This window comes from Actinoplanes ianthinogenes (genome assembly GCF_018324205.1).
GTDB lineage: Bacteria > Actinomycetota > Actinomycetes > Mycobacteriales > Micromonosporaceae > Actinoplanes > Actinoplanes ianthinogenes.
This window is the reverse complement of record NZ_AP023356.1, coordinates 8064194-8076807: the sequence shown is the minus strand read 5'-3', so window position 1 is coordinate 8076807 and position 12614 is coordinate 8064194. Positions and strand designations below refer to the sequence as shown.

Here is a 12614-nt window from a genome sequence, read left to right as displayed (position 1 = left end):
TCTGAACGCGGCCCGGAGAGGGTGACCGAGTGAGCTTCTCGTGCGCGCCACGGTCGAAGGCGGCGCTTTTCGTGCACGCCACGTCTGAACGCGGCCCGGAGAGGGTGACCGAGTGAGAGAGACCGTCGGCGCGACCGCGTCGGGCGGACGTCCCGGCCGGGGCCGCCGTCCCGGCGCCCGGGAGAGCATCCTCGACGCCATCCGGGCCTCCGAGCCACTGAGCCGCGTCGAGCTGGCGAAAATGACCGGGCTCACCGAGGCCGCCGTCTCCATGACGGTCCGCCGCCTGCTGGAGGAGGGCCTGGTCGTGGAGACCGGGCGCACCCCGACCGGCGGCAAGCCGCGCACCCTGCTACGCCTCGACCCGGCCGCGCGGCTGGCGGTCGGCGTGCACCTGGACGAGGACACCACGACGTACGTGCTGACCGGCCAGACCGGCGGCGTCATCTCCCGGCTGGCCCGCCCGGCCCCGCTCGGCGCCGACCCCGAGTCGGTGCTCAGCGCCCTCTCCGCCGACATCGACGTGCTGCTCGCCGGCTCCGGCGTCGACCCGGCCCGCTGCCTCGGCGTCGGCATCGTCTGGCCCGGCCCGCACAGCGGCGGCCTGCCCTCCGACGACGTCCTGCCGCACCTGCGCGGCCTGCCCGGCGACGAGCTGGGCCGGCGACTCGCCACGGCGACCGGTTGGCCGGTCCTGGTGGAGAACGACGCGACCGCGGCGGCCGTCGGTGAGTACTGGGTGGCCCGGGTCGGACCGGACCGGGCCTTCGCGGCGCTCTACATGGGCGGCGGGATCGGCGCCGGGATCGTCATCGAGGGCCGGGCGATGCGCGGCAGCCACGCCAGCGCCGGCGAGTTCGGGCACCTGTGCCTCGAGGTGTTCGGGCCGGAGTGCTGGTGCGGCAGCCGGGGCTGCCTGGAGGTGCTGGCCGGGCCGCGGACCGTGGTGACCGCGGCGCGTTCGGACCGGGTCGCCGCGGCCGAGGCCGGTCTCGACCTGAGCCAGCCGATCCGCAGCGTGACCGCCGAGTTCGGGGCGGTCGCGCGGGCCGCCCGGGCCGGTGCGCCGCACTGCCGGTCGCTGCTGGAGTCGTCGGCGCGCTATGTGGCGGCGGCCGCGGAGTCGCTGGTCAACCTGCTCGACATCGACCTGGTGGTGCTGACCGGGCCGGGGTTCGCGGCGGCGTCGGCGATCTACGGTCCGGCGATCATGCGGAGGCTGGCCACCGCGGACGCCCGCACCTGGCACCGCAACGTGACGGTGACGGTCTCGCTGGCCGCGGCGACCGCGTCGGCGACCGGGGCGGCAGCCCTGGTGCTGCAGTCCCACCTGCGCGCCTGACAGCCGGTGCCGGATAGCGGCCGGCTGCCCGCTTCTGTGCGCCTGCCTTGTCGTCGCCGCCTGCCGCCGCCTTGCCGCCGCCGCCTCGCCGCCGCCGCCTTGTCGCCGCCGCCTCTCCGCCGCCGCCTTGTCGCCGCCGCCTCTCCGCCGCCGCCTTGCTGCCGCCGCCTCTCCGCCGCCGCCTTGCTGCCGCCGCCTCTCCGCCGCCGCCTTGTCGCCGCCGCCTTGCCGCCGCCGCCTGCCGCCGCGTGGCGGCTTTCGCCTGGCCTCCACCGTTTGGTTGCCACCGCCTGGCCTCCACCGTTTGGCCGCCGCGATTCGGGCGCCGCTTCTTTGGGGGCCTCAGGCGGCCGCTTCCTCGTCGGCGACCAGCACCCGCGCGCCGTCGCACTGCACGGCCAGCATCAGGCAGCTGCGGATCACCTCACCGTCGACCACCGCCTCGCACCCGCCGCACGTGCCGTCCGCGCAGCCGGGCGCGCCGAGCCGGCCGTGGTCCCGGAGGACGGCGGCCAGGCTGCGATGCGGTTCGACGTCGAGTTCCCGGTGGGCTCCGTTCACCGCGAGCGTCACGCGCACCCGGTCACCGTCCGCTCCCGGGCTTGCGAGAGCGCCCTGCGGGTCAGCGTCCTGATGGCCCGCCGCCGGAGAGCGCCGGCCGCCCGCGCCGCCGGGCCCAGCACCGGGTCCGTGTCGGCAGCCCCCGCCGCCTCCGCGCCGATCATGGCGTCCGTGTCGGCGGCCGTCGCCGCAGCCGCCGCGATCGTTGCGTCCGAGAAGTCCGATCCGACCAGCACCTTCTCCGCGGCGCGCCCCCGCACCGGGCACGGCCCGGCGTTGACCAGCCCGATCGCCGCCGCAGTCACCCGCCCGCCGGCCATCGTCACCGCGGCGAACGCGGCCGCCTCCGGGAAGATCGTGGTCCGCCGGTCCTCGGCATACCCGATCCCGGTACCCACCGGCAGCACCGGCAGCCGGACCTCGACGAGCAGCTCCTCCGGCCGGCGTGCGGTCCCGAACGGCCCGGTGAAGAACTCCGCGGCCGGCACGGTACGGCACCCGGCCGGGCCGGTCAGCACCATCTCCGCGCCGAGCGCCACGGCCACCGCGGGCCACTCGGCGGCCGGATGGGCGTACGCGAGACTTCCCAGCATCGTGCCGCGAGCCCGGATCGGCGGATGCCCGATGTGCCGCACCACCGCACGGAGCAGCTCACCCAGCGGACCGCCGACCGCCTCCGACTCGAACGTCCGGTGCCGGACCAGCGGTCCCACCCGCAGGAAGCCGTCCGCCTCGACGAGGGTGTCCAGCCCGGCCACCCGGTTGATGTCGACCACCCGGCGACGCGGCGCACCCGGCGCGCTCAGCTCGGGGACCAGGCTCTGTCCCCCGGCCAGCACCGACGTGCCGCCGTCGGCGAGCGCGGCCAGGACCTCGTCCAGGTCAGTCGCGGCGACGTACTCGAATGTCTGTGTCATGCCCGCATGGCCCTCCCCCGATCAGGCAACCCGCAGCGGTCACAGTCTCCGACGGCGGAGGGCCCGGGCGGGAGGGCGTCACTCCATCGAGCGACACCCTCCGGTGTCACCGGCCCCGGCCGGTCTTCTCCTGAAGCTCGTCGATCCGCTCGGACGCCTCCGCCTTGGTCAGGTCGTCCGGAACGTCCTCGTGCGCCTCGGTGGCCAGCGTGTGCAGGTACGACTCCTGCGCCCCGGTCGCCGGCTCGTCCCCGGTGGTCCAGTCCCGCGGATCCTTCACCCGGTTGTCAGCCATACCGTTCACCCCTCGATCCGAAAAGTTCGAACGGTTGTACTACTACCCACCGCGCCCCGGCTCACACCGGCCACCACGCCTCGCCCTCCGGCACGTCCCGCACGAACACGATCGCGTCCTGCGCGGTCAGGTGACCAGGGTCCAGCGGCGCGTAGCCGAACCAGGGCGACACCCGGGGCGCCGGCGAGCCCTCGATCCCGCGCGGGTCGACCAGGCCCCCGTCCTCGAGCTGGGCGTAGAGCCGGCCCTCGACGGTGTCCGGCGGTGGCACGTCCACCCCGCGATGCCGGATCGTTCCCACGGCGGTGGCCACGAACGCGTACTCCTCGCCCAGCCGGGCGCCGGCGATCGCCCCGGCGGGCCACCACGGCACCTCCCGGCCGCCGAGGTGCATGCCGCCGCGGTGCCGCTGGAGGTGCGCGTTGTTGGCGAAGGCCAGCACCGGCCCGCGCTCGGCGAGCGCCAGGAGATTGACGGCCATCATCGAGGCCCGCACGGTCAGCACCCACGGCAGCCGGCCGGGCGAGGAGTCGGCGAACCAGGAGTGGTACCGCATCAGCCCGGTGGCGGTCCGCCCGTAGAGGCGCGCGATCTCCGTGTCCGCCCCGGGCGTGGCGTCGAGCAGGGCCACCAGATCGTCGGCGACCAGCCGCAACCGCACCGCCTCGGGCGTGCGCCCGACCGACCGCGCCGGGTCCATCATGGCGGCCGGATCGGTCCACCGGTCGTCGTCGCCGAGCAGCTCGTCCAGCGTCGCCGCGGTGCACGGCAGCAGATCGGCGTCGACCCGCTCGGCCAGGTGGGCGTGCAACCAGGTGAGCACCGGCCGCGGACCGGCCGCGAAGGCCGTCTCCAGCGGGCCGTCGAACCCGGCGAACCGCACCCACTCCGGCTCGGGCCGCCGCTCGTTGTGCTCGCGCATCCAGCGCACCAGCTCCCGGTTGGCCGGCGACCGGCCGAACCCGTGGCTGAACCCGCGCTCCATCACCTCGTCCAGCGTGCCGGCGCCGGTCCGGACGTGCTCGTCCACGACCAGCCCGCTCAGGCAGTCGCTCTCCAGCGCGATCGTCCGGTAGCCGGCCTGCTCGACGAGCTGCCGGAACAGCTCGTTCCGCACCTCCAGCAGGGTGTCCTCGCCGTGCGTGGGCTCACCCAGGGCGAGCAGCCGTGGTCGTCCCGGCAACATCTCCAGAAGCTTGGCAGCGTCCATCATGACCTCAACCGTATCGTTGAACCTCCGAGGAAAACTTTGACGCGATCGTGGCACTTGATACCTCAGAAACCCTCAAACTCAGATCGGTACGCCGGGCGATCGCGGCTCCGGCTCACGGGTCACCCGACTCAGTGAGCGCGGCGTCCCCCGCCTCCACCAAGTTGATCTTCGCTGGACCCTGGACACATGACGATTTCGCAGCTGGTCCGGGGTGTCGCGACGACCGCCACGATCGCGGGCCTACTCTCCGCCGGCGCCACCCCGGCGGCGGCCGCTCCCCGCCAAGCCCAGCGGCACGCCACCCCGGCGGCGGCGCCTCTCCCCGAGGCCAACCACCACGAACCCCCCACCAGCACCGCAACCGGCCACCACGAACCGCCTACCGGAGCCGCGACCAGCCACCACCAACCCCCCACCAGCACCACAACCGGCCACCACCACGAACCGCCCACCGGCACCGCGCTCGGCCACCGGCCCCGCCCGCAGCACCTCACCGACGCCCAGCGGAAGACGCTGCTGGCCGCCACCCACCACTTCCGCGACGTCCGCCAGGCGATCAAAGCCGGTTACCTCCCCACCGAGGACTGCGTCCCCGGGATGGGCCTGCACTACGCCAACCCCAAACTGACCACCGCCACCCGGATCAACCCGGCCAAGCCGCCGATCCTGCTCTACCTCCCCACCAAACACGGCGCCCCGCAGCTCACCGGCTTGGAGTACTTCCACGCGGACGCCGACGGCGACGTACACACCGACAACGACCGCCCAGACCTGTTCGGCCACCCGTTCGACGGCCCGATGGAGGGCCACCACGTCCCACCCGGCGCACCGCCGATGCCGGTCCACTACGACATGCACGTCTGGCTCTACCTGCAAAACCCCGACGGCGAGCTGACCACCCTGAACCCAAAAATCACCTGCTGACGGACCCTGCCCACCCCCAGACCCGCTCCCCCCTTTCCGGTACGCCCCCAGCACCCACCCGCCGTCCACCCCCGACCCCGCACCGCCGTCCGCCAACAGCCCCTCACACCCCGCCCCAGCCGCCCCCGCCAGACCAACCAGCCCCGCCAAGCCCGCCCCACAGCACCCAGCCCAGCCCAAACCACCGAGCTGGCACTGACCGCCCTATCCCGAACCCAGATAGGGCCACGAAAGCCAGCCCGACCACCCCAGCTGGACCCCACGGCCCCATCCCGAACCCAGATAGGGCCACGGAAACCAGCCCGCGCGCCTCAAGACCCGGCTGGACTTCACGGCCCTATCCCGAACCCGGACAGGGCCACGGAAACCAGCCCGACCACCCCCGGCTGGACCCCACGGCCCTAACCCGAACCCGGACAGGGCCACGGAAACCAGCCCGACCACCCCCGGCTGGACCCCACGGCCCTAACCCGAACCCGGACAGGGCCACGGAAACCAGCCCGACCACCCCCGGCTGGACCCCACGGCCCTAACCCGAACCCGGACAGGGCCACGGAAACCAGCCCGACCACCCCCGGCTGGACCCCACGGCCCTAACCCGAACCCGGACAGGGCCACGGAAGCCAGCCCGACCACCCCCGGCTGGACCCCACGGCCCTAACCCGAACCCGGACAGGGCCACGAAAGCCAGCCCGACCACCCCCGGCTGGGCCGTATCACAAGCGCGGACAGGGCCACTGGGGCCAGCCCGCGCGCTTCAAGACCCGGCTGAGCCTGGCAGTCCTATCTGGAGCCCATCAGAGCCACGGGCGTCAGCCCCAGTGCCCCCGGCTGGACCTCATGGCTGTGCCCGAGCTCGGGCAGGCGACGGAGCCAGCCGGGGTTTGGGGCGCGCTGCGGTCGTGAGTGGGCCAGGGCGTCGCGTGCGCCGAGCGGACCCGCACGACACGCGTCGTGGCCCGGAGCGGGCCGCAGCGTCGCGGGCCGGTCGGCACGGGACTCCGAGTCGTACCGAAAAGGAATCCGGAAACGGGCGGGTGGCATCGCGGCAGCGGGGATGGTCCGGGCGACGGGGCAAAGCGGGCGACATCGCGGCAACGAGGACGGCCCGGACCGCCGGAAACCGGCAGGCAGAGCCGCGGCCAGGCGACCGGCGGCGGACGACATCGCGGCAGCGAAGACGGCCCGGACCGCCGGAAACGGGCGAGCAGTCGCGCGGCGAAGGCGGCCTGCGGGCGGGCGTCTAGTCGGCGGAGTGGACGACCGGGATCGCTGTCAGGTGGCGGGTGCGGGCCGTCGGCATCGGGAAGCCCGCCGACGGCCCCTCGCGCGGGATCATGAACTCGGCCGGGCCGTGCCGGGGCTGCGGATTCCGGGCGGTCGGGCGGCTGTCCAGCGCGGCGAAGGCGCCACCTGCCGCCGCCGCGACGGCCACGGCGGCCAGCAGCGCCCACAGGCCCGGCTCACGCCGCGACCTGACCCGCCGGCCAGGCGCCGAAGGCTGAGCCGGACGCGCAACGGACGCCGTCGCCAGAGGCGAAACGGGCGGCAGGACCGAAGGCGAACCGGGCGGCACAGCTGAAGGCGGCCCGGGCGCCACGGCCGAGGATAAAACGGGCGGCATCGTCGACGATAAAACGGACGCCACGGCCGAGGGCGAAACGGGCCGCATGGCTGAAGACGAACCGGACAGCACAGTCGAGATCGAAAGGCCTGGCACAGCTGAGGGCGAACTGGGCGGCAAAGATGCGAACGAACCAGACGCTACGGCCGACGGCAAAACGGGCCGCATGCCTGAAGAAGAACCGGACCGCACAGGCGACATGGCCTCGGGCGGCACAGCCGCAGATGAACCGGCCGGCACAGCCAAAGACGAACTGGGCGGCACAGCCGCAGATGAACCGGCCGGCACAGCCAAAGACGAACTGGGCGGCACAGCCGAAGATGAACCGGGCGGCACAGCCGAGGAGGAACTGGGCGGCGGGACCGGAGGTGCGACGGACGCCACGGGGGGAGGCAGGGCCGGCGGGAGGAGCTCAGGTGGAGCGGACGGGGTGGGAGGCGGGACACCGGGGGCCGGCACGCGGGGACCGGCCGTCGGCTGGCTCGGCTCGGGCGGCGGTGTCATGGGGTCGATTATCGGCCTCATCGGGCCCGACCTGAGGCCGCCATCCCCATCAGATGGTCGAGGATGGTTTCACCCGCGACGCGCAGGCCGTCGTGCTCGTAGTCGGCCGTGACCCAGATGTGCAGGTTGCCGATCGTCGGAGCGGCGCGCAACGACAGCTCGGCCGGCACATACATGTCGTCGGCGTAGACCGCGGCGAAGATCGGCACCTGGTTCGCCGCGAGCCGGGCCGTGTCGTAGAGCGACGGCCAGTCGTCGGTGGCGGCCAGGATGTCGGCGGCTCCGGCGAACGGGCGCAGGGCGGCGATCTCCTGGAACATCCAGGGGTACATCATCTCGCCGGTGAACAGCAGCGGGTCGGCGTCCGCGGCGAACTCCGGATAGTTCTTGATCGCCCGGTCGGCGGCCCAGGAGGTGGCCGGCGCGCCCCGGCCGTAGGTGTACTCCTGGAGCGCGAAGAGCGGCACGTCGACGAAGCCGGTCACCCGCAGCACCTCGTGCCGGAACGTGTCGGACAGTTCGTCGCCGTGCCACGCCTCGTCGAGCATCCAGTGCAGCTGGGCGTAACCGGTGCTGCCGCCGAACATGGTGCCGAGCAGCCGCAGCCGGTTGACGGTGAGCCGGTCGCCGTCGGGCAGCCGCACGTCGTGCTCGGTCAGGTGGTCGGCGATCCGGCGGACCAGCGCCGCGTCGTCGGGGAAGGCCTGGTAGAACTCCGCGTTGCGGGCCGCGACCAGCGGGTACGTGATCGCGTAGACGTCGTCGGCGAGCAGGTCCAGGCCGGGCAGCCCGCCGGTGACGTAGCAGGTGCGCAGCGCCTGCGGGGCGACGCACAGGTAGTGCAGCGTGATGAAGCCGCCGTAGCTCTGGCCGAGTGTGTCCCACGGCGCCCCGCCGGTCAGTTTCGCCCGCAGGATCTCGGCGTCGGCGACGATGCTGTCGGCGCGGAAATGTTTCAGGTACGCCGCGAGCTCCGCGTCGGGCATGCCGCGCACAGTCCGCGCGGTCACCGGGGTGCTGCGGCCGGTGCCGCGCTGGTCGAGGAGCAGCACCCGATGCGTGCGCACCGCGTGCCCGATCCAGCCCTCGGCCCGCAGCGGCCGTGGCCCCTTGCCGCCCGGCCCACCCTGGAGGAACAGCAGCCAGGGCAGGTCGTCGGTGGCCCGGTCGTCGGCGACCACCTCCCGGGCGAACACCTCGATGGTCGGTCCGTCCGGCCGCCGGTGATCGAGCGGCACGGTCACGGTGTGGTCGATGAAACGCAGTCCCGGATGTGCGATCACCCGCCCACCGTATCCATCGATCACCAGTGCCGGCGACGGTAATGTCCGTGGTGCCGGTAGTGCCCGTGATAGGCGGGTCCGGCGTGGTACTGCGGATATGCGTGGTGCGGGTAACCGCCGTGGCGGCCGAGTTTGTGGTTCACCTCACGGAGCATGCCGTGCACCATCGGGTTGCTGGTGTGGTGTGCCCGGCGCTCCAGTTTCGACGCCACCATGGACAGCACCATCCGCTTGAAGAAGCCCACCGCAAGTCTCCTACCTGCCGGAACGTTGCTGACCACGGTAGCGTCGCGCCACAAATAGAAGCAGCTCAACCACTCGAACGGAGCTGGCCGATGCGGCGTTCCGGATTCGGGGCGGCCTCGGCGAGCGTCTTCGTGTACTCGTGCTGCGGGTTGAGGATGACGTCGTCGGCCGGCCCGCGCTCGACGATGGCGCCCTTGTACATCACCAGGATCTCGTCGGAGAAGTGCCGGGCGGTGGCCAGGTCGTGGGTGATGTAGAGGACGCCCAGGTCCTCCTCGCGTTGCAGGGTGGCGAGCAGGTTGAGCACGCCGAGCCGGATCGAGACGTCCAGCATCGACACCGGCTCGTCGGCGATCAGCACGCCCGGTTCCGGCGCGAGCGCCCGGGCGATCGCGACGCGCTGCCGCTGCCCGCCGGAGAGCTCGTGCGGCCGCCTTCTCGCCACGGTGTCCGCCGGCGTCAGGCGGACCCGCTCCAGCAGTGCGAGGACCCTTTTCCGTACGTCCGCCTCGCTCATCCCCGGGTGATGCAGCCGGATCGGCCGGGCCAGATGATGCCCGATCGTGTGATAGGGATTCAGGCTGGCAAACGGATCTTGAAAGACCATCTGCACGGTACGCCGATACGCCGCCAACCCGGATCCGCGCCGCGCCACCGGCACCCCGTCGAGCAGGATCTCGCCCCGCGTCGGCCGTTCCAGCTGGAGCAGCAGCTTGGCCACCGTCGACTTGCCGCTGCCGCTCTGCCCGACCAGCGCGACCGTCTTCCCGTGGTCGAGGGTGAAGCTGACGTCGTCCACCGCGCGCAGGGTGCTGCTGTGCCAGCCGTCCCGCAGCCGGTAGTCCTTGCCCAGCCCGCGCACCTCCAGCCTGGTCACGACGCCTCCTCCACGCGGACCGCGTCCAGCGCCAGCAGGTGGTCGTCCATCGCGCCGCGGACGAACGAGCCGCGGTCGCCGGTCAGGCTGGGGAAGGACGCCAGCAGTTGCTTGGTGTACTCGTGCCGCGGGTTGGTGTACAGCTCGGCGGCGTCGCCCAGCTCGACGATCTCGCCACCCCGCATCACCGCGATCCGGTCGCTGATCTCCAGCAGCAGCGGCAGGTCGTGGGTGATGAAGATGACCGCGAAGCCGAGCTCGTCGCGCAGCCGGGTGATCTCCCGGAGGATCTCCCGCTGCACCACCACGTCGAGCGCCGTGGTCGGCTCGTCCATGATCATGACCTGCGGCTCCAGGGCCATCGCCATCGCGATGATCACCCGCTGGCGCATGCCGCCGGAGAGCTCGTGCGGGTAGGAGGTGAGCCGCTTGCGGTCCACGCCGACGCGTTCGAGCAGCTCACCGCAGCGCTCCCGGCGCTCCCTGCGGCCCATCTCCGGCCGGTGCGTGGTGAAGACGTCCTCGAACTGGTCCTGGATGCTGATCACCGGGTTGAGCGAGTTCATCGCACCCTGGAAGATCATCGAGATCTTCTCCCAGCGGTTGGCCCGCAGGTCCTCGGCGTGCAGCTCGTTCCAGTCGATCTCGTAACCCTCGCGGGAATGAAAGACCGCCCGGCCGGAAGTGATCATCGCCGGCGGCTTCAGGAGACGGATTATTCCGTACGCCAGCGTGCTCTTGCCGCAGCCGCTCTCCCCGGCCAGGCCCAGCACCTCGCCCCGCTTCAACTCCAGCGAGACGTTCCTGACCGCGTGCACCACCGGGTCCACCAGGTAGTCCACGCTGAAGTTCTCGATGCTCAGGACCGTCACAGCGTGGCCTCCTTCGCCTTGTGCAGCTGCTCGCGCGACATCCGCCAGTTCTTGCGGGCGGACCGGGTCTGGTTGCGCAGCTTCGGATTGATGATCTCGTCGATCGAGAAGTTGATCAGTGAGAGCGCGGCGCCGAACAGGGCCAGCATCAGGCCCGGCGGCACGAACCACCACCAGGCGCCGAGGCGCAGGGCCAGGCCGTTCTGCGCGTAGTAGAGCATGGTGCCCCAGGTGAACGAGCCGCTCGCGCCGAGACCGAGATAGGACAGGCCGGCCTCGCCGAGGATCGCGAAGATGACCGCGAACACCACCTGGGAGGCGAGCAGCGGGATCAGGTTGGGCAGGATCTCCACGGTCAGGATCCGCCAGCGCTTCTCCCCGGCGACCTGGGAGGCGAGCACGTAGTCGCGGTTGCGCAGGCTGAGTGTGTAACCGCGGAGCACCCGGGCGGAGCCTGCCCAACTGGTGATCGCCAGAACGATGGAGACCAGCCAGATGCTCTTGTCCGGGACGTAACTGGAGATCACGATCACCAGCGGCAGGCCGGGTATCACCAGCGCGACGTTGGTGAACAGGGAGAACGCCTCGTCGATCCAGCCGCCGGCGTAGGTGCCGACGACGCCGAAGAACGCGGAGAGCAGCAGGGTGAGCACGCCGACGACGAGGCCGACGGTGAGCGAGCCGCGGGTGCCGTGGGCGAGCTGGGCCAGGACGTCCTGGCCGGTCTGCGTGGTGCCGAGCCAGTGTTCCGCGCTCGGCGGGGTGAGCCCGATGTCGTTCACCAGCGACGGGTCCTGGCAGAACAGCGGGCCCAGCACGCCGAAGAGCACTATGGCGCCGCCGATGATCAGTCCGGCCAGCAGTTTGTGGTTGTTGAGGCGGATCTTGCGTACGCCAAGCGCTTTTGCATTGATGCTTGTCTCGGCCAACTCGGTGGTCATGGTCATGGCTGGCCTCCCTCAGGCCCGGGCGCGGGTGCGCGGGTCGATGACCGAGTACAGGAGGTCCACCAGCAGGTTCGCGCCGAGCACGGACAGCGTGATGACCAGGAAGATGCCCTGCATGAGGGCGTAATCGTTGCCGCCGACCGCTTGCAGCAGCGCGGAGCCGATGCCGGGGTAGGAGAAGACCGTCTCGGTGACGATCGAGCCGGCCACCACGAAGCCGAGCGAGATGGCGAAGCCGGAGACCGACGGCAGGATCGCGTTGCGAGCCGCGTACCGTCGCATGATCCGGCCCGGGCGCAGGCCCTTCGCCTCCGCGGTGACCATGTAGTCCTCGGCGAGCGTGGAGACCATCATGTTGCGCATGCCGAGCATCCAGCCGCCGACGCTGGACAGCACGATGGTGAGCGCCGGCAGCGCGCCGTAATAGAGGACCGAGCCGAGGAAGTCGAGGTTCCAGCCCGGCTCGACGGTGTAGACGTCGTAACCGCCGTTGAGCGGGAAGAGCGGCCAGACGCTGCCGAACAGGAACAGCAGGATCAACGCCAGCCAGAAGTACGGCACGGACTGGAACATCGTGGTGACCGGGATGAGGTTGTCGAGCCAGGAGCCTCGTTTCCAGCCGGCGACGGTGCCGAGACCGACGCCGGCCAGAAACGAGATCACCGTGGCCAGACCGATGAGGCCGATCGTCCATGGCAGGGTCTGCTCGATGATCGAGGTGACCGGAGCGGGGAAGAACGTCACCGAGACGCCCAGATCCCCGTGTGCCAGGTTCCGCAGATACTCCAGGTACTGGCTCCACAGCGGCTCGCCGCTGCTGGTACCCAGCAGGGCCTCGGTGGAGGCGCGCATCTCCGGGGTGACCGGCCCGCGCTGACCCAGCTTCGAGAGCAGGATGTCAACCGGGTCGCCGGGCATCAGGCGCGGGACGAAGAAGTTCACCGTCAGCGCCGCCCAGAGGGCGACCAGGTAGAACCCCAACTTGCGAAGCAGGTAGCGCACGGTCGGA

General features: G+C 71.7%; 13 protein-coding genes. 2 read left to right on the top strand and 11 right to left on the bottom strand.

The genetic code is table 11. The features are described from left to right. Positions 1–112 precede the first annotated feature (112 nt). The gene (locus tag Aiant_RS36360) at positions 113–1342 is read left to right on the top strand and encodes an ROK family transcriptional regulator (protein WP_189331719.1); all 1230 of its coding nucleotides are present in this window, start codon (positions 113–115) and stop codon (positions 1340–1342) included. Between the two features lie 342 nt (positions 1343–1684). On the opposite strand, the gene Aiant_RS36355 is transcribed toward Aiant_RS36360, so the two are convergent. From Aiant_RS36355 to Aiant_RS36340, 4 genes are all read right to left on the bottom strand, one after another. Beyond that, the gene (locus Aiant_RS36355; protein WP_189331720.1) at positions 1685–1921 is read right to left on the bottom strand and encodes a 2Fe-2S iron-sulfur cluster-binding protein; all 237 of its coding nucleotides are present in this window, start codon (positions 1919–1921) and stop codon (positions 1685–1687) included. Next, on the bottom strand, positions 1912–2820 hold the full coding sequence (locus tag Aiant_RS36350; protein ID WP_189331721.1) for an FAD binding domain-containing protein: 909 nt from the start codon (positions 2818–2820) through the stop codon (positions 1912–1914). Before Aiant_RS36350 ends, Aiant_RS36355 begins: the two co-directional genes overlap by 10 nt. A 106-nt stretch (positions 2821–2926) precedes the next feature. Then, complete coding sequence (locus tag Aiant_RS36345; protein ID WP_189331722.1) at positions 2927–3115, bottom strand: DUF3072 domain-containing protein; 189 nt, start codon at positions 3113–3115, stop codon at positions 2927–2929. Positions 3116–3176: 61 nt separating this feature from the next. Continuing rightward, on the bottom strand, positions 3177–4328 hold the full coding sequence (locus Aiant_RS36340; RefSeq protein ID WP_189331723.1) for an erythromycin esterase family protein: 1152 nt from the start codon (positions 4326–4328) through the stop codon (positions 3177–3179). 186 nt (positions 4329–4514) lie between these two features. Between Aiant_RS36340 and Aiant_RS36335 the strand changes: the two genes are divergently transcribed. Then, a complete protein-coding gene (locus tag Aiant_RS36335) occupies positions 4515–5252 on the top strand; it encodes a hypothetical protein (protein WP_189331724.1) in 738 nt (245 codons plus the stop codon). A gap of 1243 nt (positions 5253–6495) precedes the next feature. Here the strand turns inward: Aiant_RS36335 and Aiant_RS36330 are convergent. The 7 genes from Aiant_RS36330 to Aiant_RS36300 form a co-directional block, all read right to left on the bottom strand. After that, entirely contained in the window at positions 6496–6687 is a 192-nt protein-coding gene (locus Aiant_RS36330; protein WP_189331725.1) for a hypothetical protein, read from the bottom strand. A gap of 710 nt (positions 6688–7397) precedes the next feature. Beyond that, positions 7398–8663, bottom strand: coding sequence for an alpha/beta fold hydrolase (locus Aiant_RS36325; protein ID WP_189331726.1), 1266 nt, complete (start codon positions 8661–8663; stop codon positions 7398–7400). 20 nt (positions 8664–8683) lie between these two features. Then, positions 8684–8908, bottom strand: a complete 225-nt coding sequence (locus tag Aiant_RS36320; protein WP_189331727.1) for a hypothetical protein — start codon at positions 8906–8908, stop codon at positions 8684–8686. Positions 8909–8973: 65 nt separating this feature from the next. After that, positions 8974–9786, bottom strand: coding sequence for an ABC transporter ATP-binding protein (locus Aiant_RS36315; protein ID WP_189331728.1), 813 nt, complete (start codon positions 9784–9786; stop codon positions 8974–8976). Continuing rightward, entirely contained in the window at positions 9783–10658 is an 876-nt protein-coding gene (locus tag Aiant_RS36310) for an ABC transporter ATP-binding protein (RefSeq protein ID WP_189331729.1), read from the bottom strand. The genes Aiant_RS36315 and Aiant_RS36310 overlap by 4 nt, the downstream gene beginning before the upstream one ends. Further along, the gene (locus Aiant_RS36305) at positions 10655–11605 is read right to left on the bottom strand and encodes an ABC transporter permease (protein ID WP_189331730.1); all 951 of its coding nucleotides are present in this window, start codon (positions 11603–11605) and stop codon (positions 10655–10657) included. Before Aiant_RS36305 ends, Aiant_RS36310 begins: the two co-directional genes overlap by 4 nt. Before the next feature lie 12 nt (positions 11606–11617). Continuing rightward, positions 11618–12607 (bottom strand): ABC transporter permease, encoded by a 990-nt coding sequence (locus tag Aiant_RS36300; RefSeq protein WP_189331731.1) that lies wholly within the window; start codon positions 12605–12607, stop codon positions 11618–11620. Positions 12608–12614: the final 7 nt, after the last annotated feature.

What these genes read in the sequence shown, in the direction of transcription:
- Aiant_RS36350 (WP_189331721.1), bottom strand. Translation starts at nt 2,820, where the DNA reads ATGACACAGACATTCGAGTACGTCGCCGCGACTGACCTGGACGAGGTC.
- Aiant_RS36345 (WP_189331722.1), bottom strand. Translation starts at nt 3,115, where the DNA reads ATGGCTGACAACCGGGTGAAGGATCCGCGGGACTGGACCACCGGGGAC.
- Aiant_RS36340 (WP_189331723.1), bottom strand. Translation starts at nt 4,328, where the DNA reads ATGATGGACGCTGCCAAGCTTCTGGAGATGTTGCCGGGACGACCACGG.
- Aiant_RS36335 (WP_189331724.1), top strand. Translation starts at nt 4,515, where the DNA reads ATGACGATTTCGCAGCTGGTCCGGGGTGTCGCGACGACCGCCACGATC.
- Aiant_RS36305 (WP_189331730.1), bottom strand. Translation starts at nt 11,605, where the DNA reads ATGACCATGACCACCGAGTTGGCCGAGACAAGCATCAATGCAAAAGCG.